Below are 26,511 nucleotides of genomic sequence, written 5' to 3' on the forward strand. Positions count from 1 at the left end.
TAAACAAACACGAGCATAATCTTTTCTTTCCTTTTTATTATTCTATCAAAAGTTACACCTCTTATTAAAAAGAACCGGATAGAATTTATAGGTTTTGTTACGTCTATACTCACAGAGGATAGTAATCAAGCAAAGGTTCTAGAGTAATATACAGTAGAATTTCAGATAATTAGGTTTACTGAAAAATGTAGAGAATACTAGGAAGGTTTGAGGCAGAAAGATGTTAAAAAGCGTGGAAATCATGAATAAAATCGAATGCAAGGAGCGAGGATGGCTAAAAACTAATCCTTGGGCCAAGTACTTACTATTAACGAAAGAACACCCCGTCAACATGGAAAACGTGGAAGCGCTAGAGAGGATTCCAAAGAATCCGGTATGGGATTATACCAAAAAGACACTCGAAATCTTAGCAAATGAACCTCACTTCTCTGAAGAGATTACTAACCTAATAGAAGAAACACTGGTTTGGGCTGAAGTCGCTAAATGCGGATCCCCTTCAGAACGTAAAAGATGGGTAACGGAAGGGGTCAATGTGTATGTTCACAATATCGGTTCCGCCCAGATTTATCAAATGGAAACGACAAAGCCAGATGAACATACGGAATTGATTGCTGCTCTCATTGCCACTCATGGTTTGGTGGGACAGTATATACGTGGAGAATCTTTGCTGACGAAAAATGAATCCCTCTATCCGGTTTTGCAACGCTGGAGCGGAGGAAAAAACAATCAATCCATTGAATTGCTCATGCTCTTGAATAAGTGTATTATTGCAGCGGTCAGTCCATCTCTATGGGAAACGATTGAAAAAGACGTTCAACAAGCCGTGACATCTATTGTAAAGGGCAATTTCACGCAGGGAGACACGTGGAAAGAACGTCTCCGAAAACTCCGTCAGCAATCTATTCAAAACGGAGAAAATTTCGATAACGAATCTCAGCGAATTTTCCGTGATATCCGTCTTCAAAAGGAGATAGAAACTCTGCTTGATTCTCGTGATTTATGGTATGTGGAAGCAGCATTAAAGGATTTTACATTGGAGGAGTTCACAAAGATTTTTCTTATAATCAGCAGAAAAAGTTCCTTAGAGCAGGTGAGTCATATTAATTTTTCCGAACTCATGAAGGAACTGTATTATGATCATAAAGGGAAGAAAAAAGTCAATCTATTTAAAAAAAGAATCTTCGAAAAGTATTTGTCTGAATGTACATTTGATGATTTGTTGGCAGGAGAAATTAAAGATAATCCGCATGTATCGGTTCTGGTGGAGAAAAAAGGAAAGATGAGCGATACAGTGTTCTTTCGTTTTGTTTTTAGCCCACCCAGCCAGAAACTAATTGAATTTTGCGTGGAATCAGAAAAATATGGAACTTTCTTTGAAAAAGCTATACTCCTCTTGTATGACTTCTTTGAGTTACGAAGAGATCAGTTTGACCGCTTTCACAACGAAGAGGAGTATCTGGAGACTATGAATCAGACCATTGATTTCAAAAGGGTCATCTTGGACTATATCACAGGAACGGACATTGCGGATATCGGTCCGGGAGGCGGAGCGTTGCTGGATGAAATCGTAAAACGATATCCAAAGGCGAACGTATTCGGCATAGATTTTAGCAAAAATGTGATAGAGTCTCTCGAAAAACGAATTCAAAAGGAGCAATTACCGTGGACAGTTCAGTTCGGAAATGCGTTAGATCTTGAACAGGATTTGGATCAACCTGTGGATACGATCATTTTTTGTTCTATCCTGCATGAGCTCTATTCTTATATTGAGACAGATGAAACCAAATTTAATATGAAAACTATTCGAAAAGCACTTCAAGGTGCTTTTCGAATGTTACGTCAAGGTGGGAGAATCATCATCCGTGACGGTATTATGACTGAGCCAAAAGAGGTCTCACGAATTATCCGTTTCCGAGATTCCGACGATTTAGAGATTCTTGAGCGGTATAGTAAGGATTTTGAAGGCCGGGCCATTTCTTATGAAGTGGCGGGACATAATGAAGTTAAAATGCGGATCAATGATTGCATGGAATTTCTCTATACCTACACATGGGGAGAAGAAGCCTACCCGCATGAAGTTCAAGAACAGTTTGGTTATTTGACCCCTTCGGAATATGAAGTTTTAATCAAGGAGACTTTAGGAGAGGATGCCCAAATCTTGGTCAACCAGCATTATTTGCAGAAAGGATACACACATGCCTTGGATTCGAAGATAGAGTTTTTAGATGAAACATATCGTCCCGTTCCATTACCGGATTCAACTTGCTTAATTGTGATTCAGAAAAAATTAAAAGAAAAATAATCTTAAATAAGCTATCATTTCGAATGGAAGAGGAAAATTTCAGATAGATAATATAGAAGCTTTAGACCTTAAGGTTATTTTATAATCTATTCCCTTTGATTATTTAATTTTTCCGCATTTGAGGAGCTAAATGTTTTTAAACAAACAAGGCGTTGATCCCCTTATCAGGATTAACGTTTTTTTGATGAAGGCACCAGGAAAATGAGCTGAGATTATTTCTGAACGTATGATATGCATGCAAATACTATTTATATAAGGATTCGTATAGATCGAAATTCAGATTCTTATAAATTTTCATCAAGTATCATCTATAATCAATATGTTGGCATCAACCAATACGAACTATGTAAAGGGGATTATACTATGGGCAGATTAGCCGGAAAAGTAGCTATTGTTACAGGAGCAGGCCAGGGGTTGGGACTATCGTTCGCGAAAGCGCTCGCTAAAGAAGGGGCGAAAATTACAATCGCTGAGTTCAATGCTGAAACAGGGGCGAAAGCTGTTGAAGAATTAAAAGATATGGGTGCAGAAGCATTATTTGTTCAATGTGATGTTTCGAATGAAGAGCAAGTAAAAAATGTTGTTAATAAAACAGTTGAAACGTTTGGTGCTGTAAATATTCTCATCAATAATGCACAGGCCTCAAAACCTACTGCTTCTATACTTGAAACAACATACGAAGCAATGGAACTGGCCTGGAAAACAGGTACAGTCGCTTCACTTTTCTTTATGCAACAATGTGTCCCTCATATGAAAGAGTCGGGTTATGGCCGTATCATCAATGTGTGTTCGGATACTGGCATCGATGGGATGGAAAAATTCGCTGCTTATGGTTCCGCAAAAGAAGCGATTCGTGGCTTAACACGTGTTGCAGCACGTGAATTCGGTAAATTCGGCATAACGGTAAATGTCGTTTCTCCAGGCGCATTGACACCTGCTGCGAAATTATGGATGGAACATGATCCAGAAGGATATAAAAAAACAATGGAGCCAGTTCCTCTGGGCCGTCTTGGTAACCCGGACAGTGATATAGCTCCAGGGGTTGTATTCTTAGCCAGTGAAGAAGGAAGATTCATGACAGGTCAGACTGTTTTTCTAAATGGCGGGCATACTTTCGGACGATAAGGAGGGATCACTGCCAGAGTTGTTTTTCTACTAATAAAGTTCTGAGAGATGGCTGGCGTTGTATGTATGAGAAAGGGATTTGTCATACGACAATTGAAATAGGTTAATTCAGGGTATGGAGTGCAGAATATGAATCTTATTAAACATTTGGGGATAAAGTGTATACTCATTATTGTAATTTTACTAACTAATTTTTACTTAGATAGTTATCTTAGTAAGCCGTTTACTTACATGGATCTAATCGCAATAATTATTGTAATTCATATACTAATCCTTGATTTTATTTTATATGATAAGTTAAAAAAACATCTAAAACCTATTTCTTTATCTAAAGATATTTCACTTTGGCTATTAACCATTTTTATCGCAATTATTATTACGGGATTTTTAACAGGAGAAATGCAGTTTTAATTCCGTGTTTTAATGATTTAACAAAGGACATACGATATTATGTTAATACGGTATGTCCTTTCAATTTATATCTATTAGTTTAGGTTCAGATCAATTAGCACTAACGAGATTTTTTATTTTAGATAGATTTGAAGAATAATTTTAAGACTCTAGTGTAGAGTGCGGCATTTTTAACAGTGATATTAAAATAGTACAAGCTACATTGATAATCATTATCAATTATGATAATATTATATCTCAATAATTTTTAGGCATTAGTGTTTATCGCTTTCTAATAAGAAAGGAGAAGGAAGTGAAAAAATATATTTGGCTAAATCCTGTCGTTTTAAAGATGTACGATCAGGAAGAATTACATTCTACTTTAGAAAGTATAGGGTTTCAAATTGTTACTTGTGAAGAAAATCACTTACAAATAGTGAAAGATAAATATAAAGAGAGATATGAAAGCTGTAAGCAGCTTCTTTGTGACAATAGATGTCCTAAAGCTATAACCTATGTAAAAACTCGTTATGATCATGCTAGTTTGGAGTACTCTACTATCCATCCAATCTTAATTCATTGTGCGGAAGAACTGGCTAATAGATATAAAGACGATGATGCAGAACTCTATATCATCACTCCTTGTACAGATTTAAGAGATCTAGGAAACAAATTAGTATTAAAAAACACGATATTTCAAACATGGACTCAGTTTTGCAGAGAACATCATATCAGATTAAATAGTAAACCAATTGAAAATAGTCCGATTCCGCCAGGTTTTTTTGATAATATCCCTAATGTGGTCAGTCTTGCATCTAAGCATGATATTGATTGCTTTTTCCAGGATGCATCTAGGCAAGATAAACAATTAATAGAAATGTTGTATTGCCAAGGTGGTTGCCATAATGGAGATGGAGTTCGAATAACAAATGAATAATATAATAAAAAGATTGATACCGATTGCTGTTATTTTAATCGTATGGTATTTATGCAGCTATTTCGAGATATGGAGTGCCTATATTCTGCCTAGTCCAACGCAAGTATGGGATACCTTTGTATCAATGGTACAAACGGGAGAACTGTTTATTCATATTTTTGCAAGCTTGAATAGAGTACTTGTCGGTTTTTCAATTGCCTTTATATTCGCCTTTATCCTAGGCATCATTGCTGGGTTAAAGCCCTCTCTTTCTCCTTATTACAATCATATTGTGGAGTTCTTCAGAAATGTTCCTCCTCTGAGCCTGATTCCCTTGCTAATTTTATGGGTTGGCATCGGAGAAGAATCCAAAACGATCATAATCATTTTAGCTTCGTTTTTTCCAATGTTTTTAAATATAAAAAAGGGGTTTGGTTCATGTGATCATAAGCTTCTGGAGGTCGGAGAGGTTTTAGGATTAACTCCGGGGCAACGTTTTCTGAAAATCATTCTCCCGTCTGCTGTCCCAGATATTCTTTTAGGGATGAAGGTTGGTCTTGGGTATAGCTGGAGAGCCATTATTGGTGCAGAAATGATTGCTGCTTCGAGCGGTTTAGGGTACTTCATATTAGATGCGCAGACGATGTCCCGCTCTGATAAAGTGATTGTCGGAATACTTGTGATTGGTCTCCTTGGAGTCTTCTGCGATAAAGTTTTCTCATTCGTAAGCAAGAAATTCACTCGTAGGGGAGGTATAAAAAATAGCTGGAATTAAAATAAATCAACTTTATAAAAGCTTTATGGTGGATGGGAAAAAGCATGATGTATTGCAAAATGTTAATGTCGATTTCCCTCAAAATAGCATCAGTGTCATTTTGGGGAAAAGCGGATGTGGGAAGACTACGCTTCTACGCATCTTAGCTAATCTTGAGCAATGCGATCAAGGAGAAATATCCATTGATAGTGATGAAAAAGTTAGCTTTGTTTTTCAAGAACCCCGTTTAATGCCATGGTTATCTGTATCCAAGAACATTACATTTGGTTTAGAAAAACAAAAGATAAATTCTGACGAAATAGAAGAGTTAATGAGCTTGATAGGGTTAGAGAAATTTGAGAAAGCCTATCCACACCAATTATCCGGTGGCATGCAACAAAGAGTTGCATTAGCAAGAGCATTAGCCTATGACCCATCCATCATATTAATGGATGAACCATTTGCTGCACTCGATTATTTCACACGTGAAGCAATGCAGAAAGAATTAATAAGAATTTACCAACTAAAAAAGAAAAGTATTATCTTTGTTACCCATAGTATCGAAGAAGCTATAGCAATCGGCCAAAATATATTTGTAATTAATGAAGGGAAAATTCATGCTCAATTTAACCTGGAGTCGTTTGAATATCCCAGAGATGTATTATCTCCATCTCTAATAGAAATAAAGAAAGACATCATAGAAAAATTAGCGTGAGAGTGAGGACATAAAATAATGAAGAAATGGTTAATATCTTTACTTGTTTTACTGAGCGTTTCAGTTATTGTTGCCTGTGGAAAAGATAGCGATTCTGAGAAGAAAAACACAAAAAATAACGATGAGAACACGTATACAGTGGATAAAGTGCAGGCAACTTACGTGCAATCTCCTTTAAATATTCCTTCCATTGTTGAAAAAGAAAAAGGATTGTTAGCCGATTCTTTTGCGGAAGAAGGGATCGAATTTGGATATTCCAATTTAACTACCGGTCTTGAACAAACTCAGGCTTTAGCTTCGGGAGATATCCAATTCCTTAATGCAGTCGGTGCCACATCTGTCATATTATCTGCATCGAATGGTGCGGATATCAAAATTTTGAGCATGTATAGTCGTTCTCCTGAGGCTTTTATGTTATTTACAAACCTTAAAGGTATTAAATCACCTACCGATTTAGTAGGGAAAAAAGTAGCAGGTCCAAAAGGAACAGTTTTACATGAATTGCTTATCAATTATTTAGCAACTGAAGGTTTAACAGATAAGGATATCAAATTTGTACAAATGGATATTCCATCTGCACAAGCGGCGTTAGTGGCGGAAGAAGTAGATTTTGCGTTACTGGCTGGCCCGGCCGCCTATAATATGATTCAAGATGGATATCAGGTTGTTACCAATGGTGATGGACTGGTTGATGGAACCATTGTCGTTGCAACTAGTGAAGAATTCTATTCGAAGAATCCTGGCTTAGTAAAGAAATTTTTACAAGTACAGAAAGAAACATTGCAATACATGGATGGAAATTATGAGGAAGTTATGGAGATTGCCGCAAAAGAAACTGATCTGCCTCTAGATGGTGTAAAAGAAATGTATAAAATGTATGACTTTAATATGGAAATTTCACCTTCTGATATAGAAAGTATGGAAAAAACAGTGGAATTCATGAAAGAGAATAATATGATTGAAAATGATGTGGATATTCAGTCATTAGTATTAGAAGTAGAATAGTAGAAGGAGGCATGTTTCTTTAAAACTTAAGAAGCATGCCTTTTTTATATGTACTTTCCAAAAAGAATCAGCTATCAATCTGGGAGTTATGGTATTGCGACCACCTTGTGTAAGGTAGATTTTCCCTCTGAATGGTGCCGTTCGCATGGCTTTTTTCTATTTTTATACTGAAGTAAGGCGCATCTATAGATACAGCATATTTTATTAGAAGACATACATTTGGCAGCGAGAGGAGAAATGGTGATGAATAGGTTGAAAATGGAGAAGGCTACATTTTTAGCAGTTACTCTGTTGATGTTAGTTGGAACAATGATCATGTTCTTTAAAGGTGACGGTACGAAGGGGTTCATGGGCATTCTGATTTGTATGAGCCTACTTGTTATAGGGGGCTGGCAATGGAAGGCAAAGCAGCCGCTTGATGGGCTACTTATGATCATGACGTATTCATTTGTTTTTATTTCAGTCGGAATTGGAACATTCGGTGGAGGGTATGCGATTAACCATTTTGATGATTTCCTTCATGTTACCTCCGGCATTTGGCTCGGATACGCAGCAGTGGTACTAACCAAGCAGATAATTGGTGAGGAGCTTATGCGGAAGTTGCCGAAAGCATTTCTGGCAGGTCTCATGGTTATCTTTGCGCTTTGCTCAGCTGGTGCATGGGAGCTGCTCGAGTTTGCAGGTGATCAATGGTTCCATTTTACCGCCCAAGGGCGCGATCCAAAGGACACGATGTTCGATATGATGGACGGGTTGATTGGTGGGGTCATAAGCGCCATCTTTTACTTTATCAGAAATCATGAGCGTAAGGCGGCCGACTGATTATGGCAGTCTTTTTTTAAATTCACCCGGGTTATTCATTTCAGTTGATTACAAAGGTCATTTTGTTCTAATCCTAGTTTAAATAAAGGGCCGATATTATTAAAATGATGCTTAGCATCTTTCTCTTCCTCAAAGTTGGATAACTATAATTTGTATTCAAGAAGAATGTTACTAAGCATCACTATTGATTTAAAATTGATGAAAAAAATAATAAATAGCCTCACTTTAATAGTGGAGAGGCTGTTTATCGTAGAATAGGATGGTGGAATCAAAAAAGATTCCCTTTTAAAGAATCTTTTGCAAGATCATTAATTGAATATTTGCTCAAGACATCCTTTATATTCTTTTGCGCTTCTAGTAGGATATCTAAAATAATTTGATCCATGTCATCTATTTCTTTATCCATTTTTGTTGGATGTGCGTCTTTCACAATCGCAACATACACATCATAAAGAGTTGTCTCAACGGGGTTAACAATCAGTTTATATCCACCGTAGCGCCCTTCGAAACCCTTGACCATGTTTTCCTGCATTAATTTAGCTAATACTTTCCTTATGAAGCTTGGTTCAACGCCTAGTTTTTCAGTTAAAGTGCTACTTGTTACAAGATCTTTTTCATTTGCAAGTATTGCTAATGACTTAATGGCAACTATGTAGTTTGTTTTACCTAAGTAGCTTAATTGTAAGAGGTTTTCCATACATTCACGTCCAATCTGTTACTATTTTAGCAATGAATTGTCTGAAATTAAAGATAAATTGGTTGACGTTAAATGGATGGGTTGTTAAGTTTTAATTGTGATGAAAAATCACATTTAATCGGATGGAGGGATTTTGATGGGACGTTTAGATAATAAAGTAGCGATTATTACCGGTGCTGCTTCAGGGATGGGGTTAGCTGCAGTTCAATTATTCATAAAAGAAGGCGCAAAGGTTATTGCAACAGATATCGCGTTTGATCAGCTAAAAGAAGTAACGGCAGTATTAGAAGGTGATATCATATGTGCTCAATTAGATGTAACTTCTGAAGAAGATTGGAAAAATGTTATGGTACAAACAAAAGAAGCATTCGGTAAAATTGATATTTTAATTAATAATGCCGGTGTATCGTTTCATAAGACACTTTTGGAAGAAACAGTAGATGGTTGGAATCGTACAATTAACTTGAATTTAACTTCCGTTTTCCTCGGCATGCAATCCGTTATTCCTTTTATGCAGGAAAATGGCGGTGGATCCATCGTCAATTGTGTATCTTTATCCGCCATTATAGGCAGCGCTGACAATGGTGCTGCTGCGTATGCTGCAGCAAAAGGTGGAGTCCGTGCTTTATCAAAACATGCGGCTATTAACTTTGCAAAAGATAATATTCGGGTAAATTCTATTTATCCTGGAGCCATCTTAACGGGTGCTGCCGCGCGCCATGGTGTAACATCCCGGGAAGTATTGGGTAAAGCATTTGAAGGTACAATTCCTTTACCGCCATTTGCAGGGGAAGCACTTGATATTGCTAACGGTTATTTATATTTAGCTTCTGATGAATCCAAATTTGTTACTGGTGAGGAATTAATCATTGATGGTGGATGGAGTTCTAAGTAGTTTAATGCTTTTTACTGAATATACTGAGTAAAAACGTTAAATGAAAAAGAGATAATTTACATTACTGAGTCTTGGACTTTTAATTTATAAAGAACCAAATGTTGCGTTGATTCAAAAGGATTAACGCTTTTTTCTGTTGAACCTCTTATGTGGTGGAGAAACAGTTAGCTGAAGAAGGATTTCTTAAACCTAATAGAGAAGTTACTTATTTCACCACTTTGGCTGTTACTATAGTTAGAAGAATTTATATTAATTCCCTTATAATAAAATACAAAGGGAATAGCAGAAGTTCCTCTTGCTGAAGATTACTAGTTCAATTTGTTCAGTGGTATAATTAGTTACATTAAAAAACCAGAATGTATTGAAAAGATATGTATTTACTATCATACTATTTAAATAGAAAGAGCTGCCCCTTATGAGCCATACTTCATTGGCTTTCGGGACAGCTCCTTTTTACGAGAAAAATAGTATAGATGAACCAGCGCTGTAGAAGTTTTGATACGTTACAATTAATTATGGATGAGGAGTTATGAAGAGAACATGGAGTTCCTTATGGCTTAAACAACATCTATAAACATATATATGAGCACAAATAAAGGAGACTTTTTGATGATTCCTATCAATATAAAAAATACGAGCTTGATCTTAGAAGGCGGAACATTCCGCATGGTATATACAGCGGGTGTCTTAGATGGTTTTTTAGAAAAAGAGATTATGTTTCCTTACATATTGGGAATCTCTGCGGGTGCCATTAGTGCATGTTCCTATATTTCTGAGCAAAAAAACAGAACGATTCGCTTCATATCTACTTACCGGAATGATAAGCGTTATGTCGGAGTGCGTAATTTTCTCACGGAGAGAAGCCTATTTGGGCTGACGTTTGCATATGATACAGTTCCTAATCAATTGGATTTCTTTGATTGGGAGACATTTCAAAACTATCAAGGTAAGGTTTTATTTGGCGTGACAAATGCCTATACCGGACAGGTAGAATATATGGATGGTAAAACAATGGATAAAGGGGCTACAATTTTGCGGGCCACATGTGCTATTCCAGTTCTGTTTCCTGAAATCAAAATAAATAATATTCCTTACTATGATGGAGGATTAGCTGATTCGGTACCAATCCAAAAGGCGATAGCAGATGGCTATGAAAAGCATGTCATCATTTTGACCAGACCACAGGGCTACAGGAAGAAGCTCGACAGTCAGACAAAATGGGCAGTGAAGCTATTGCGTAAGAAATATCCGCAACTGGTTCATGCTATGGTGAACCGTGCACAACATTATAATCAAACAATGGATTTAATAGAAAAGCTGGAGCAAGAAGGGAAGGCATTCGTTTATCGACCGCCCTTTGAGCTTAAGAGTTTTGAAAAAAATACTGAAATCATGTGGAAATCACATAAAAAAGGGTTAGAACAATTTCATGACCGAAATCAGGAATTGCTAGACTTTCTCGGTGCTGATTATATAGGCTGCAAGGCTGAAGATTCTCTTTTGAAAATATAGGTTACTCTAATTGTGCGAGGTATTCCAAGTTCCACGAACGAGGCCAATAGCATAAGAAAAAGACTGTCAATTGACAGTCTTTTTCTTATGCTCTAAGGGGACAGGTTGGTGAAAGAAGGATTAGAACTAGTTTTCATAGAATTCTTTAGCGAATTCTCTAAAGAATCATCCCTTTTTATAAAAAGTAAGTATATAAATAAAAAGCCGAGTCTTTTTATTTATAGTGCTGATGGAACTTAGGAAGTAATCCAGGAAAAATAGGGGGATTTATAACACTATTTTGGATAGCAGTTGGTAGTAGATTCCATTGTGACTTCGTTAGGAAAATCCATTTGCGACTGTCTATAACCAGTGAAATCGTAAATTCCAGCACCGATACTAAAAATAATAAGAAGGAGTTTCATATCGTCCAATAATCTACTCTATTTGTCATTCCCCTTTATTTTACCGTTATAGATATAGATAGTGGCTAATGTGACGTTAGTGGAAACATGTGAGAATGTATGATTATTATGTGGCGGAATGGAGAAAGAATGAATAAGTGTTCTAACTTGTACGAATGCTTGTAAACTATATAGATGGAATGTTTTTAGGAGGGATAATTTTGCGGAAAAAATGGACTCTGTTCATAATTGGCCTGTTTTTGATTTACGCATTAGCGATATATGTTTATCTTTTTCACGGTGCTCATACAGCTATTCCTGATTCGATAAAGGGTACCAGTGCAGATCCCACCACATTTATGAATAAAGAAATGATAGAAAAAAGTGAATCGTATTCTAAGATACGGAATTTCTTCTTCTTTATAAGTTCACCGCTTGAGTGGCTATTTTATGCGATAGTCCTTGTTTCGGGACTATCTAAAGGAATTGAAAAATGGGGCAAGCAAACTTGGAAAAGACGTTCCGTTCAAATTGGCGGCTATGTTTTTTGGCTTTCACTCCTTTTATTCATTGTCTTTTTGCCGCTCTCATACATTCGATATAAAATTTCGATTGCCTATGGCATATCCACTCAAGTCTTCTCCTCCTGGATGAAAGATAACTTGATTGAGTTCTGGGTGGACTTAGGAATGACTTTAATTGTGGTACTCGTCTTGTACTGGCTCATTCGGAAAAGCCCTGCCCGCTGGTGGCTGTATAGCTGGCTGCTATGCATTCCATTTACGATATTCGTGATGTTTATTCAACCGGTCGTCATCGACCCGCTCTACAATGATTTTTATCCGCTTAAAGATAAAGCGTTGGAGGAGCAAATTCTTGATCTGGCGGCAAAAGCGAATATTCCTGCTGAGCATGTGTATGAAGTCAATATGTCGGAGAAAACCAATTCTTTAAATGCTTATGTGACAGGGGTTGGTTCAAATTCCAGAATTGTTCTCTGGGACACTACATTAAATAGTCTTGAGGAAGATGAGATTCTTTTTATCATGGCTCATGAAATGGCACATTATGTGGAAAAGCATATATACATCGGAATTGGCGGCTATTTGATTCTTATGCTGGTTGGCTTATGGCTGACGGATAAATGGATGAAGAGGGCGATACGAAAAAGAGGAGACTTATATCATTTAGAATCGATGAGTGATATTCGCTCATTACCGCTCTTTTTATTGATTACATCTATCCTGTTGTTTGCCGCAAACCCCATTACGAATTATGTATCGCGTGTACAGGAAACAAGAGCAGATACCTATGCGTTAAAAATGACTAATAATCCTGAAGCGGCCATTTCCTCTTTTCAAAAGCTATCTGAAAAGGGACTAAGTCAAATGAATCCGCCTTTGCTGGTTAAAATACTCCGTAATAGCCATCCAACCATGCTTGAGCGAATTGAGAGGGCAGAGAAGTTTAAGGAATAGTCTTTGTAATCTTTAATATTGAATGGGATGATAAGCAAGAAAATAGGATAGAAAGCAGAGCCATTAGATGGCTCTGTTTGCTTTTATACAATAGAGGAATTTAGCAACGAAGGTGGAATAAATAAAGGGAGTAGATAAAAGGAGAAGGACTATGAGGAAACAATTAGAACACAGTGAATATGCCGCTTATTATCAACCGTATTTAGAATTGGTTCCTGAAGGCAATATAATCGAAATCTTAACTGAACAAATGGAGGAGACTGTTGTTTTTCTAAAGAGAATTACAAATAACCAGGCAGAATATCGGTATGCCGAGGGGAAATGGAGTATTAAAGACGTGGTTGGCCATATGATTGATACTGAGAGAATCATGGCATATAGGCTTCTTTCAATTGCACGGGGGGAGAGCCAGAACCTCCCGGGGTTTAATGAGGAGGAATATGTTCAACAAGCAGTCTTTACGAGACAATCAATGGACGAGCTTCTTCAATGTTTTTCAATCGTTCGTCAGTCTACGATTGTCTTGGTGAAGAGTCTAACCAATGAGGATTTGCTGCGCCGGGGTTCAGCCAATAATTTCGAAATAACGGTTCGAGCTCTGGCTGTTATCATTGCCGGACATGAGCGGCATCACACCAATATAATTATAGAACGATATATAAACTCTGACTCCTTTCCGATTCAATAACGCTGGGGCTTTAATTTCCTTAGCTCTTTTTTGATTGGAGAATACACCATAAAGGATGATCTATAAATGCCTATTCGAAATTCAGTTAAAGCCATTATTATTCAGGACAATCAGTTACTCGCTATCAAAAAAGAAGATCATGAAGGGTTCTATTATATATTGCCCGGTGGTGGACAAGAGTACGGAGAAACCTTTCATCAAACGTTGAAAAGAGAATGTATAGAAGAGATAGGGCAGGACGTTGAAATAGACGATTTAATCCTGATCCGTGAATATATTGGTAAAAACCATGAACACGCTGCCTTTGATTATGACACCCATCAAATTGAATATATGTTTTTGTGTACAATTAAAGGTACTCATACAATGTTGCACAATGGAACCAATCCGGACGACGGTCAAATAGGAGTTGAATGGCTGTCATTAAGTGATTTATTAACCTACAGAGTCTATCCGCAACAAATGAGGGAATATCTTATCAAATATACTAAAGGAGAACCTGTCCCCGTATATTTGGGGGATGTAAATTAGAGGGTGCTTTGTAATGGAAGTATAGGGCAATGCATTTGTCAAAAGGGTATCATCAGATTATTAAAGAAGAGGTTCAAGTCCGAATAGGAGGTAAGGAAAGGTTTGATACAATCATTGCATTTACGAAGTAATTGATTCAATCAACGTTCTCATTCTAAGTACTGGTTAGAGCCAACCGCAGATTAAAAGAGTAAAAACAAGAAAATCACAGGGCAGGATTAAAGGATCCTTGCTCTGTGATTTTTTATACTACGTATTTACTTTAACAGGTTGTTTGGCTTAGTGACCAAAGTTTTTTTCCAATTCAATTAGCTCGGCGGAAAGTTTCATAAACGCTTCTTTGTCTCTATTGTCCAAGGCCTGATCAATTTCTTTTTTCAGTTTCTTTTGTGCATGGGTTAGTTGGGCTTCGTAAATTAACATATCCATAAGTACGTCTTCCATGGTCGCCTGGTCAACAGTCACATTAACAGCCTTTACGATATCTGTATTTGCTTTTTCGTGATTCATGGATATCCCCCCGTTGCTTTTTTTTATTATAAGTCAGATAAAAAGAAAAATCAACCAAATATTTAAATAATTCAGAAAATTTATTATAATAGGTTAATATAGTTATTATATAAAATACCCAATATATAAAAAATAAAAACCTTAGAAATTACAAGAGTTTTGGGTTAAATTTGAAATTTTGGTGAATAAACCAATTATTTTGAAATATTATGTTATATTGAAATGGTAGTTTAAATGTAGGCTCATACAAGGAGGAAGCCATGGAAACAAATGTGATAAGCAGGAGAGAGGATTACGAAATCAGTCCATTTACATTTGCTATCGTTCCAGTTGAATATGGATCAAAAACATATTCTAAAATCATTGAATTTGATGAAGAAATTTTAGTACCTTTTAGACCATCTGAAGTAGTTAAATCCAGTTGTGATTATTTTGGTGCAAACTATCCTGGGAGATGCCAGTCAACGAAAACACTTCTTGGTATTTCACATAAAGTTCCCATTTCAATAGAGCCGGGAAATCGCTTATTCTTTTTTCCTACTACATCTCCTGCGAAAGAATCGTGCATCTGGCTTTCTTATGAGCACATCGTATCCAGAGTTAAGATTAGCGCGACTAAAACACAAATCAATTTCCACAATCAACAATCTATTGTGATACCGGTATCCTATAGTATCATTGAAAACCAAATGCTCAGAACAGCATTGCTAAAGTCGAAGCTCCTTCAGAAACTTGCAGAGGCAGAGCGAAAGACAAATTATTTATATAATGCCATCCAAGTGAATGATCGGAAATCTGATTTTCAAACAAATAGTTTAAACCAGTCTCCATATAGAGATTGAGAACGTTAATAAATTCCTTTAACAACGCCGCTTATTTTTTCAGTTCATCCGTCCACTGTTTTAAAAAATAATATTCCAGTAATTCCTGTACTTTATTGCGGATACGGGGATTGAAATAATTATGATATTCCTCATAGCCTTTATATAGAAATAAAAAAGATGTGAATGATTCGTCTCTTTTTGTTTCTTCCACTTTGAGTTGATGCTGCCTCATATAGTGGCTTACTTGTTTTAATTCCGCTTGGATCTGTTTCATCGTTTCATCAATCAGTAATAAGTAAGGTTGTTTTAATTTGAAGGGCGATACTTTTACTACTTGGAGGTCTCGTGACAGTACAGTGAGAACCATTGGTAGATAAATCGCTTTTTCCATTATATTGCGTTCTTCTGTAGGGATGCGGGTCATGTATATCGCGTCCTTTCAATGTCTGTAAAAAACGAACGTATGTTCTTGTATAGAATAATCGCTTTTCACATTTTTGACAAGTTTATTTTCTAACTAATTCTCTCTTTAAAGCAATCTGATATAATAAATATAATGATTGTTTTAATCCATAATAATTGGGGATATCTATAGAGTATGAACAGAATTTGTCATTTGTTTGTGAGGAGAGACTATGGATTTTAATTGGTTAACAGATTGGCTAACTATGGAGCACTTAGCCAAATTAATAAGTGATTATAGAAACTTGGGTCCCATACCGGGATTGCTGCTCCCTTTTTTTGAAGCGTTTCTTCCGTTTTTGCCTTTGTTTGTTTTTGTGACGGCTAATGCCAATGCATTTGGTTTGTGGCTTGGATTTCTTTTATCCTGGACAGGGGCTGTGGCTGGCGCGATGGTTGTGTTTTATTTGTCCAGAAAATATGGAAAGAAAAAAGCCCTATCCTTTGTACATAAACATGCAGCTGTGCAAAAGGCAATGCGTTGGATCAATCATCATGGATTTGGCCCGCTATTTATCATGCTTTGTTTCCCATTTACTCCTTCCGCGATTGTAAATATAGTTTGTGGATTATCTGACATTAGTCCAAAACAATATATGCTTGCAGTCTTTGCGGGAAAATTGGTTATGATCTTTACTATTAGTTATATTGGCCATGACATTATGTCTTTAATTCGCGAACCGGTTAAAAGTATTATTGTTGGTATCGTCATTGTCCTGTTATGGCTTATAGGTAAACAAGTCGAGATGCGTTTAAACCGTGTGGACCAGAAGGAACCTTCGTAGAATGGCAAGACATCTATGAAGAGTAAAACAGCAGCTGTTAATAATTGTCTGGACGTTTTTAATTATAATTAAATTAACTCGTTAAAGGAGGTGTAGAGTGAATCGTTCTGTGAAGGTATGTTTGTAATGGCTTTTAAAAATTTGTCATTGCTTCGTGCTACTTTTCATGTGCAATTTCTTTTTAGGAAATTCATATGAATAAAGAACGATAATAAGTCTCTATACCCTCGGTAAAATAGGAATTCGAAAGCCATGGGGAAGTCTTATATCGACTTCCTAATGGCTTCTTTTCATGTATAAGGTATGAGCATGAGAGGAGTTCATACCATGATTGTATGCAGTGTACAACAAATTAAAAAAACTATGGCGGAACAAAGCTATTTGAAAATATTACGTTTGAGAGATAAAGGAAGGAGAAGGAGTGGGATTCGTCGGTCGGAATGGCTGGAATATCTATTGTAGCTTACACACGTTGGACTTTTCCGCTTTATATTTGTTAATTACTAATAGCTTATAATTTAATATGGAACTAATTAAAACAATGATCATGAATACAAATGGTCATTGTTTTTCTTTGTAGTGAAAGTAGTCTCTCACAGATTGTGATTTTTAAATTAGTGTCTTTTTTGTCTTCTCCATAAGATTAATTCCTTCTCTCTCATTTCCTGCGTATATAGCACAAACTTTTATTGTCACAATTAAAATAAACCATTTTTTACAATGATGGGATATAGAGTCAATTGAGGAGAAAACGTTATTAATTATGATAAAATAGAGAGATAGATATAAAGGGGGGAGGCACATTTAATGTCTTTGCAATTTTATATTGGAAAAACAGGGACTGGTAAGACAGAAACCATTTTAAATGATATTAGGGCTAAGCTGGAGAATGATCCGGAAGGTCCATCAATTATATATATTGTTCCAGATCAGATGACTTTTCAGGCTGAGCTGGAATTAATCAATACGCCAAATCTCGGCGGGATGATACGTGCCCAAGTGTTCAGTTTTAGCCGGCTGGCATGGAAGGTTCTGCAGGAAACAGGCGGCATGGGCAGACGGCATTTAAATAATGTCGGTGTCAACATGGTGATCCGTAAAATCATGGAGGAAAAAAAGGACGAATTAAAGACCTTTCAACGTTCGAGTGATAAGCAGGGGTTTATTACTCAATTAAGTGATTTGTTGAAGGAGTGCAAGCGATACTGTCTTACTCCTGATGAGATGCTAAACCAGACAAATGGTGATGTATCACCGATTCTCCGTTCGAAGCTTGATGATCTATCTCTTTTATACAATGGGTTTGAACATGAATTGGAAGGACAGTACGTTGATTCGGAGGACTACTTTAATTTACTGGTAGAAAAGATGCCTGAATCATCCTACTTGCGGGATGCTGAAATTTATGTGGATGGCTTTTACAGCTTTACAACTCAAGAATATGGGATTATGGCAAGCTTGATGCAACACTGCAGGAATGTGACGGTTTCCTTGACATTGGATCAGCCATTCAAAGATTTGGCACCTGATCCATTGCATTTATTTAGAATGACAGGTGAAACTTATTTTGATTTGTATCAAATCGCACTTCAAAACGGAGTACAGGTTGAGGAGGATCGTGTATTTAAAGAGCCGCATCGTTTTATACAGAACGAATCTATGCAGCATTTGGATACATGGTTTGCCAACAGACCGGCACCCGTATTCGAGCGTACGCCGCAATTTGAATTTTGCCCAGCCGGAAACAGAAGGGCTGAGGTGGAAGGTATCGCGCGTAAAATTTTGAAGAGTGTACGAGAGGGATATCGGTACAGAGATATATTTGTGTTAATGAGAAACAGTCAGGAATATGCTGAAGTGATTGAAACCGTCTTTACGGACTATGGCATACCTGTCTTTATTGACCAAAAGAGGCCGATGCTCAATCACCCTCTAGTTGAGTTAATACGGTCGACTCTTGAAGCCGTAACGAATAATTGGCGTTATGAACCGATGTTTCGGGCAATCAAGACAGATCTTTTATTTGCGAAAGATGCGTATATACCAAAGGAGCGGGAGAACGCTGCCCTGCTCGAAAATTATGTATTGTCGAGAGGTTATTATGGTGACCGCTGGATTAAGAAACAAGAATGGACATATAAAAGAAACCGCGGCCTTGAGCTGGTGGACAGTGCTCAGACAGATGCAGAGTTAAAAATGGAAGCCTTGTTAAATGAAACGAAAGAACAAGTGGCAGAGCCCATTCGCCGTCTTGCAAATCGTTTTAAGAAGGCAAAAAATGGTACAGATTATGCTCAGGCTCTATACATGTATTTAGATGAGCTTAATATACCGGAAAAGCTTGAAAGAAAAGCCCAAAGTGATGAAAAAGCAGGCAGGCTCATCTATGCAACTGAGCACGATCAGGTATGGAATGGTGTCATTGATTTGCTGGATCAATTTGTAGAAATTGTTGGGGACAGGCCGGTTACGTTAAAGAATTTTGCTGCAATCCTAGAGAGCGGGATGGAAACGTTGAACTTTTCATTAATTCCGCCTTCTCTTGACCAAGTTGTGGTGGCCAATATGGATTTATCACGTCCCCAAAATGTCAAAATAGCTTTCATAGCAGGCTTGAATGAAGGAGTGATTCCTTCCAAAGTCAGTGAAGGGGGAATTCTTTCGGATGCTGATCGGGAAACCTTACATTCTTCCGGAATTAAGTTGGCCCCAACATCGAGCACCAAATTGTTGGATGAGGAGTTTGCTGCATACAAGGCTTTTCTGGTTGCATCAGACTATATTTATTTTTCCTATCCACTGGCTGATGATGAAGGCAAGCAATTATTAGCGTCCTCTTATATTAAACGTGTGAAGGATTTATTCGGTGCGGTGAAAGAAACCTTTTTTGTGCATGATCCGGCTGAAATGAGTGATGCGCTGCAATTGGAGTATGTGGTTCAGACGAGAGCAACGCTGTCATTTTTGGCAAGTCAGCTTCAGCAGAAGAGAAGAAATTATCCAGTATCACCTGTTTGGTGGGATGTATATAACGAATATGTACAAGACGGTCCAATGAAGGATCAGGCTGCATTTGTCCTTTCTGCACTTTCCTATCAAAATAAAGCAAAGAAAATCCCTGATCAAAAAGCAGTTGAGTTGTATGGAGAGACAATCCAGGGCAGTGTGTCGAGAATGGAGCTCTTCAATAGCTGCCCATTTGCTCATTTCTCCTCACACGGCTTAAAACTTAGGGAACGGGATATTTATCGTTTAGAAGCTCCTGATATCGGTGAAATGTTCCACGGTGCTTTGCAGTGGATGACGGAACAAATTATTGAGCGCGGTACAAGCTGGGGCGCTTTATCACGGGAACAGTGTATCCAATTAGCCAGAACAGCAGTAGAGGTCATGGCTCCCAAGCTGCAAAATGAAATCTTATTATCATCAAACCGGTTCCATTATCTAAAAAGAAAGCTGGAGCAAATTGTAGCCAGAGCTTCTATTACCCTAAGTGGACAGGCTAAAAATAGCCAGTTTTCACCAATTGGACTTGAGCTTGGATTTGGCAGTCGTGGTACATTGCCGCCTCTGACTTTTGATCTTAAAAATGGAACTAAGATGGAGCTGGCTGGGCGAATTGACCGGATAGATCAGGCAACCACAGATGATGGAACCTATTTAAGAATCGTTGATTATAAATCGAGCTCGAAGGATTTGAACTTTACAGAAGTTTATTATGGAATAGCCTTGCAAATGTTGACCTACCTGGATATTGTAGTCACGCACTCACCACTCTTGGTTGGGGCACAAGCTAAGCCTGCGGGTGTCCTTTATTTCCATGTTCACAATCCATTAATTAAAAATAACGGGGTTTATACGTTAGAGCAGATTGAACGGGAAGTCTTTAAAAGCTTTAAAATGAAAGGATTGCTTTTAGGGGATGACGAGGTTGTTAAGATGATGGACAGTGATCTGGAAAATGGAGAATCCATGATTGTGCCGGCTGGCTTTAAAAAGGACGGGCATTTCACGGCAGCTTCTCGGATCGCAAGTGAAGGAGAGTTTTCTCTTTTAAGCCGTCATATGAAGAAAATGTATGCCGATACAGGAAATGCGATTACGAGCGGTGTGGCTGATATTAAACCTTATCGCCTGCAAAATAAATTACCATGTACATTCTGTAATTATAAAACGGTTTGTCAGTTTGATCCTTCTCTTGAGAGTAATGAATACAGAGTATTTAAACCAGCTAAAAAAGAAGAAATCTTCGAGGCTATACGGGAGGAGGAAGAAGAAGATGATGAATAACCCGAAACAAATTCCCGTAAAACCAGCAGATGCTTTATGGACAGATGACCAGTGGAAAGCGATCACAGCGGATCGAAATGATATTCTGGTAGCTGCAGCGGCCGGAAGTGGTAAAACGGCCGTACTGGTTGAGAGGATTATCAGAAAGGTTATTTCAGAAGATAACCCTCTTGACGTGGATCGTTTACTGATTGCTACCTTTACGAATGCTTCAGCTGCTGAAATGCGCCACCGAATTGCCGAAGCGCTGGAGAAGGAAATTAAGAAGAATCCGGAATCCAGGCATTTACGGAAACAGCTCAGCTTGTTGAATAAAGCGAATATCTCAACCCTGCATTCCTTTTGCCTGGATGTGGTGAGAAGCCATTATTATTTACTGGATATCGATCCTGGTTTTCGAATCGGGGACTCAACGGAAATTGAATTAATTAAAGATGAAGTTCTTGAGGATGTATTGGAAACGCAATATGGAATCTCAGATAATGAACCATTTTTCCGACTTGTCGATGCTTTTACGGATGACCGCAGTGACCGTACGATTCTGGATATCATTCGTGTATTAGATGACTTCTCACGGTCTAACCCCAACCCGCAAAAGTGGCTCCGGAGCCTTGTCGATATGTATGAGGTAGGGGAACATACTAAGATTGAGCAATTGCCTTTCTATCCTGTCTTGAAATTTGATATTATGATGCGCCTAGCGGCAGCAAAGGAAATGACGCATGAAGGCTATCAATTAACCTTGCTGCCTGATGGTCCGGCGGCCCTTGGCGAAACATTTAAATTAGATGAAGAGCTGCTCAACAAATTATCTGAATCGCTTGAAGCAGACTGGCAATCGATGGCGGATACATTTTCGCAGGCTAGCTTTGCAAAAGCTAAAACGATCCGCAAAGGGACTTGTGATGAGGAATTAGCGGGTCAAGCCAAGAAATTGAGAGATGATGTTAAGAAATTGATCAATGGAATCTCGAGCGACTTATTCTTTCGAAAAGCAGATAGTTTTTTGAAGGATATAGCTGATATGAAGCCATATGTGGTGACGCTTGCCGAGCTGGTCATAGCGTTTCAAGAGCGATTCCTGGCAGAAAAGCTTGAACGTGGGATTGTTGACTTCTCCGATTTGGAACATATGGCTCTTGAAATTCTGGCAATTGATGAGGATGGAGTATTAAAGCCAACGGATGTTGCATTGGAGTATCGCGAGAAGTTCAAGGAAGTACTTGTCGATGAGTATCAGGATACCAATATGGTGCAGGAAACAATTTTGCAGCTTGTCACAAAGGACGGTGAATCAACCGGCAATATGTTTATGGTTGGTGACGTTAAACAATCGATTTATCGATTCCGTCTGGCTGAACCAAATCTTTTCATGGGAAAATACAGTCGGTTTTCGACAGAACCGATTGATACCGGAATGAAGATTGATTTAAATAAAAATTTCCGAAGCCGTAGTGAAGTATTGGCCGGTACTAACTTTTTATTTAAACAATTGATGGGGAAAACGGTTGGTGAAATTGAATATGATGAAGCAGCTGAACTGAAAAAAGGAGCAGCCTATCCTGAGGATGAGCAGTTTCCGGTGGAGCTGTATTTGATTGATAAAGCAGCAGAGGGAACGGATTATGGTTCCGAGGATAATGATGAAACAGACGAAGATCTGGAGACGGTTTTGTTAGAAGCAAGGCAAATGGCTGAATTGATCAAACAGATGATTGGTGAACGCCGCAAAGTGTATGATGCCAAAACGAAAACACACCGCAACATTACCTATCGGGACATTGTTATCTTGCTGCGCTCCATGCCGTGGGCCCCTCAAATTATGGATGAATTTAGGGCACAGGGTATACCTGTTTATGCTGATCTTTCAACAGGATATTTTGAGGCGACAGAAGTGGCCATTATGATTTCACTTCTTCAAGTAATCGATAATCCGTATCAGGATATTCCACTCGCGTCTGTGCTACGTTCTCCTATAGTAGGGTTAGATGAGGAGGACTTATCCGATATCCGGATTACCTTACCCAAGGGACACTTCTATGATGCATTAAAAGCCTATTGCCAGACTGGGTCCTTTGAAAAATATGGCGCTGTCTATTTAAAAGTGAAGAAGTTCTTTGACTACCTTCACGAATGGAGAAACCAGGCTCGTCAGGGGGCATTGTCCAATTTAATTTGGCAGCTGTACCGAGATACCGGCTATTATGATTTTGTTGGCGGGATGCCTGGCGGTAAGCAAAGGCAGGCTAATTTATTGGCCTTATATAATCGTGCCAGACAATATGAGGAAAGCTCATTTAGAGGAATCTTCCGCTTTCTCCGATTTATCGATCGGATGAGAGAAAGAGGTAGTGATTTGGGTGCGGCACGTGCCTTGGGTGAACAGGAAGATGTCGTCCGAATTATGACGATTCATAAAAGTAAGGGACTTGAATTCCCTGTCGTAATCCTGGGAGGACTATCTAAAAAATTCAATCAAATGGATTTAAAACGTTCCTATTTAGTGGATAAGGATCTGGGGCTGGCTTTTCGCTATGTGAATCCGGAATTAAGAATCACGTATCCTTCCTTGCCGCAGATTGCCTTTAAGAAAAAGCAGCTCCTCGAAAATATAGCGGAAGAAATGCGTGTTCTGTATGTTGCGTTAACCCGTGCAAAAGAGAAGCTGTACTTAATAGGAACCCTGGCAGATGCTGAAAAATCGTTTAAGAAATGGTCTGTATTTGAGAATAAAGAAGGTTGGCTGCTTCCGGATTATACAAGAGCGAATGCTACTTCCTATATGGATTGGATTGGGCCTTCCTTGGTTAGGCATCGCATATTTAAAGAGGGGACAATTGCCGGCGACTCGATGCTTGAGATTGCTGCTCATCCATCCGAATGGCAGGTTCATGTTCGAAAGGCGAATACACTGCAGTCGTCAAAAGAAGAAGAGAGCCTGGAGAGCAAACTGTTATTTCAATCGATTGAGCAAATGGAGCCCATTGCGATTGAATCAGAATATAAAGAACAGGTCAGGGAACAAATCGAATGGGATTATCGATTTAAAAGCGCGACTACAGGGCGCTCCAAGCAGTCTGTATCCGAGTTAAAACGAATGAATGATTCAAAAGATGAGTACAGTGCAACTGATTTAGTAAAGGCCACCTTTAAAAGGATGAACTTAAAGAGACCAGCCTTTATGCAGCAAAAAACAATGTCACCTGCTGAAAAAGGAACCATGATGCACTTGGTAATGCAGCATTTGGATGTTACGAAACCGGTCACAGAAGAGTCTATTCAGACTCTGCTCGAGTTTTTGGTGATGAAGGAATTTGCTACGAAGGAACAAGTCAGTGAAATTAGAGTTGATCAGATATTAAGCTTTTTTGAGAGTGAATTGGGACAACGTCTGCAGCATGCTAAAAAAGTGCGTAAGGAAATACCATTTACTATGGCATTTCCAGCTCATGAAGCGTATAAGGATTGGCAGGCTGGTGAAGAGAACATTCTTGTGCAGGGGATAGTGGATTGCCTGTTTGAGGATGAAAATGGCCTCGTATTGCTTGATTATAAAACAGACGCAATCACGGATCGTTTCAAAAATGGATTTGAAGAAGCAGAGCCTGTGTTAAAAGAAAGATATGAAAAACAGATTCAATTATATACAAGAGCCATTGAACAAATTCTGAAAAGAAAAGTATCAGAAAGATATTTACTGTTCTTTGATGGCACACATGTATTGAAACTTTAACTAATAAGGGTGACACAGATGTATGGGAATCATACGTAGTGTGTCATCCTTTTTATGTTCTTTCATCAAATATTAATGGATAATTTTTTAAGAGAGGTAAAGAAGTAAAGACAAAAATAGAGAAGAGCATTTGATATAAACTAAACTTCCAGGTTAGTACCACTGTAAAACGTATTCATGTTATCTCAGAGATAATCTAATTGCTAGTGAAATGGAGTAGGATAGGAGCTATTTTTAGAGCAGCACCCTCTTAAAAGTAAGCACGATAAACGATGATAACAAAAAAGGTGAAAAAAACGTTTTGTTTTTTTCACCTTTTTTCCAAAGAGACTTATTGGAGATCTCTTTTTGTTTACAGTTTATAATATTCTCCGAGAATCTCATTATCCACGAATTTAAAAGCATTTTTTGTATCCAAAATTGCCGTTGCTTTTGAGGCAATTTGATTATAATCAAAAGATGAATGATTGGTTAAAATAACGATTAGGTCATAATCTCCCATTGTTTCATAATTGATATCGAATACGGGAACTTCTTTTCCTTGTACTTTAAAAGATGAAACGTGAGGATCAATTACATCAATTTCAGCTTGTAGAGAAACGAGTGAACTATATAAACGATAGATCGCGGAACTTCGTACATCATCAATATCTGGCTTGTACGCCGCACCAAGGATAGCTATACGACTGCCATTAATACTTTTTTTTCGGCGGTTTAAAATATCAGTGATTTTATTGACAGTGAAATCATTCATATAGTCATTAACGTCACTTGATACTTCAATCATCTTTGCGCTGATATTATATTGTTTCGCATACCAGCTCAGGTAGAACGGATCCACAGGGATGCAGTGTCCACCGATTCCTGCGGATGGGTAGAAGGGCATAAATCCATAAGGCTTTGTAGCCGCAGCATCAATGGCCTCCCAAGCGTCTATATTCATTTTATCACAAACAACGGCGAGTTCGTTTGCCAAAGCGATATTTACGAAACGGAAAGTATTTTCGAATACTTTTGCCATCTCTGCTACTTTTGTAGAAGTAACAGTTTTAACTTTTCCACCGATAAATGCCTCTGTTAAAATAGAGCATTTTTTCGTATGACCTCCTACAACTCGTGGCGTGTTGTCAACATTGTACACCTTATTCATAGGATCAATCCGCTCTGGAGAGTAAGCGACAAAGATATCTTCACCTACAACAAAGCCCTTCTCCTCTAATTTGCTAACAATATAGTCCTCGGTAGTTGATGGATACGTTGTACTTTCTAGGATGACTAGAGAGCCACTCTTTGCGTACTTAGCAACTTCACTTGCAGCAGAGTCCACAAAAGATAGAACCGGATTCTTATGTTGATCAATGGGAGTAGGTACACAAATTAAAATTACATCCACGTTTTTCAGGTAAGAAAAATTAGAGGTGGCACTAATTTTCCCCTCGGAAACTAGTAAACTTAATTCAGCTGAATCTACATCGGCTATATAATTTTCACCCTTTAATACAGATTCCACCTTTTTGTTATCTGGATCAAATCCTATTACCTGAAATCCTTTCCGTGCTTTTGAGACCATATTTGGTAGACCTACATATCCCATCCCAAGAGTTCCTACAATAGCGGTTTTAGAATCAATTTTATATTTTAATTTTTCATAGTGCGTTCTAGTTATATTGACTGTTTCTGTTGTCATCAATACT

General features: G+C 38.0%; 21 protein-coding genes. 17 read left to right on the forward strand and 4 right to left on the reverse strand.

What is annotated here, in order from left to right; all coding sequences use genetic code 11:
* Positions 1–220: 220 nt before the first annotated feature.
* From AC4G3L_RS08110 to AC4G3L_RS08145, 8 genes are all read left to right on the forward strand, one after another.
* Positions 221–2,302, forward strand: a complete 2,082-nt coding sequence (locus tag AC4G3L_RS08110; protein ID WP_491076453.1) for a class I SAM-dependent methyltransferase — start codon at positions 221–223, stop codon at positions 2,300–2,302.
* Positions 2,303–2,665: 363 nt separating this feature from the next.
* A complete protein-coding gene (locus AC4G3L_RS08115) occupies positions 2,666–3,427 on the forward strand; it encodes an SDR family NAD(P)-dependent oxidoreductase (RefSeq protein WP_491076454.1) in 762 nt (253 codons plus the stop codon).
* Positions 3,428–3,556: 129 nt separating this feature from the next.
* A complete protein-coding gene (locus AC4G3L_RS08120; protein WP_491076455.1) occupies positions 3,557–3,838 on the forward strand; it encodes a hypothetical protein in 282 nt (93 codons plus the stop codon).
* A 292-nt stretch (positions 3,839–4,130) separates the two neighbouring features.
* Entirely contained in the window at positions 4,131–4,754 is a 624-nt protein-coding gene (locus tag AC4G3L_RS08125; RefSeq protein ID WP_491076456.1) for a hypothetical protein, read from the forward strand.
* A complete protein-coding gene (locus AC4G3L_RS08130; RefSeq protein WP_491076457.1) occupies positions 4,747–5,508 on the forward strand; it encodes an ABC transporter permease in 762 nt (253 codons plus the stop codon). Before AC4G3L_RS08125 ends, AC4G3L_RS08130 begins: the two co-directional genes overlap by 8 nt.
* Before the next feature lie 28 nt (positions 5,509–5,536).
* A complete protein-coding gene (locus tag AC4G3L_RS08135; RefSeq protein ID WP_491076458.1) occupies positions 5,537–6,202 on the forward strand; it encodes an ABC transporter ATP-binding protein in 666 nt (221 codons plus the stop codon).
* An 18-nt stretch (positions 6,203–6,220) separates the two neighbouring features.
* Complete coding sequence (locus AC4G3L_RS08140) at positions 6,221–7,207, forward strand: ABC transporter substrate-binding protein (protein ID WP_491076459.1); 987 nt, start codon at positions 6,221–6,223, stop codon at positions 7,205–7,207.
* A 243-nt stretch (positions 7,208–7,450) separates the two neighbouring features.
* A complete protein-coding gene (locus AC4G3L_RS08145) occupies positions 7,451–8,029 on the forward strand; it encodes a DUF2238 domain-containing protein (protein ID WP_491076460.1) in 579 nt (192 codons plus the stop codon).
* Positions 8,030–8,297: 268 nt separating this feature from the next.
* Here the strand turns inward: AC4G3L_RS08145 and AC4G3L_RS08150 are convergent, their stop codons facing one another.
* Positions 8,298–8,726, reverse strand: a complete 429-nt coding sequence (locus AC4G3L_RS08150) for an RrF2 family transcriptional regulator (protein ID WP_491076461.1) — start codon at positions 8,724–8,726, stop codon at positions 8,298–8,300.
* A gap of 136 nt (positions 8,727–8,862) precedes the next feature.
* Between AC4G3L_RS08150 and AC4G3L_RS08155 the strand changes: the two genes are divergently transcribed.
* From AC4G3L_RS08155 to AC4G3L_RS08175, 5 genes are all read left to right on the forward strand, one after another.
* Positions 8,863–9,621, forward strand: coding sequence for an SDR family NAD(P)-dependent oxidoreductase (locus AC4G3L_RS08155; protein ID WP_491076462.1), 759 nt, complete (start codon positions 8,863–8,865; stop codon positions 9,619–9,621).
* Positions 9,622–10,230: 609 nt separating this feature from the next.
* Positions 10,231–11,133 (forward strand): patatin-like phospholipase family protein, encoded by a 903-nt coding sequence (locus tag AC4G3L_RS08160; protein ID WP_491076463.1) that lies wholly within the window; start codon positions 10,231–10,233, stop codon positions 11,131–11,133.
* 604 nt (positions 11,134–11,737) lie between these two features.
* Positions 11,738–12,994 (forward strand): M48 family metallopeptidase, encoded by a 1,257-nt coding sequence (locus tag AC4G3L_RS08165; protein ID WP_491076464.1) that lies wholly within the window; start codon positions 11,738–11,740, stop codon positions 12,992–12,994.
* A 151-nt stretch (positions 12,995–13,145) separates the two neighbouring features.
* Positions 13,146–13,682 (forward strand): DinB family protein, encoded by a 537-nt coding sequence (locus AC4G3L_RS08170; protein WP_491076465.1) that lies wholly within the window; start codon positions 13,146–13,148, stop codon positions 13,680–13,682.
* Positions 13,683–13,748: 66 nt separating this feature from the next.
* Positions 13,749–14,213 (forward strand): NUDIX domain-containing protein, encoded by a 465-nt coding sequence (locus tag AC4G3L_RS08175; RefSeq protein WP_491076466.1) that lies wholly within the window; start codon positions 13,749–13,751, stop codon positions 14,211–14,213.
* Positions 14,214–14,492: 279 nt separating this feature from the next.
* On the opposite strand, the gene AC4G3L_RS08180 is transcribed toward AC4G3L_RS08175, so the two are convergent.
* Positions 14,493–14,723, reverse strand: coding sequence for an IDEAL domain-containing protein (locus tag AC4G3L_RS08180; RefSeq protein WP_491076467.1), 231 nt, complete (start codon positions 14,721–14,723; stop codon positions 14,493–14,495).
* A gap of 260 nt (positions 14,724–14,983) precedes the next feature.
* Here AC4G3L_RS08180 and AC4G3L_RS08185 point away from each other — a divergent pair, with 260 nt between their 5' ends.
* Positions 14,984–15,565, forward strand: a complete 582-nt coding sequence (locus AC4G3L_RS08185; protein WP_491076468.1) for a competence protein ComK — start codon at positions 14,984–14,986, stop codon at positions 15,563–15,565.
* Positions 15,566–15,596: 31 nt separating this feature from the next.
* Here the strand turns inward: AC4G3L_RS08185 and AC4G3L_RS08190 are convergent, their stop codons facing one another.
* The gene (locus AC4G3L_RS08190; RefSeq protein ID WP_491076469.1) at positions 15,597–15,971 is read right to left on the reverse strand and encodes a YhjD family protein; all 375 of its coding nucleotides are present in this window, start codon (positions 15,969–15,971) and stop codon (positions 15,597–15,599) included.
* Positions 15,972–16,182: 211 nt separating this feature from the next.
* Between AC4G3L_RS08190 and AC4G3L_RS08195 the strand changes: the two genes are divergently transcribed.
* The 3 genes from AC4G3L_RS08195 to addA all read left to right on the forward strand — a co-directional run bounded on the left by AC4G3L_RS08195 (position 16,183) and on the right by addA (position 24,817).
* Positions 16,183–16,794 carry a TVP38/TMEM64 family protein gene (locus AC4G3L_RS08195; RefSeq protein WP_491076470.1) on the forward strand — a complete coding sequence of 204 codons (612 nt, stop codon included), beginning with the start codon at positions 16,183–16,185 and terminating at the stop codon, positions 16,792–16,794.
* Between the two features lie 807 nt (positions 16,795–17,601).
* Positions 17,602–21,084, forward strand: coding sequence for a helicase-exonuclease AddAB subunit AddB (gene addB, locus AC4G3L_RS08200; RefSeq protein WP_491076471.1), 3,483 nt, complete (start codon positions 17,602–17,604; stop codon positions 21,082–21,084).
* Positions 21,074–24,817, forward strand: a complete 3,744-nt coding sequence (gene addA, locus AC4G3L_RS08205) for a helicase-exonuclease AddAB subunit AddA (RefSeq protein WP_491076472.1) — start codon at positions 21,074–21,076, stop codon at positions 24,815–24,817. The genes addB and addA overlap by 11 nt, the downstream gene beginning before the upstream one ends.
* A gap of 352 nt (positions 24,818–25,169) precedes the next feature.
* On the opposite strand, the gene AC4G3L_RS08210 is transcribed toward addA, so the two are convergent.
* Positions 25,170–26,504 (reverse strand): nucleotide sugar dehydrogenase, encoded by a 1,335-nt coding sequence (locus AC4G3L_RS08210; protein ID WP_491076473.1) that lies wholly within the window; start codon positions 26,502–26,504, stop codon positions 25,170–25,172.
* Positions 26,505–26,511: the final 7 nt, after the last annotated feature.

It is taken from the genome of Bacillus sp. z33, assembly GCF_058313615.1.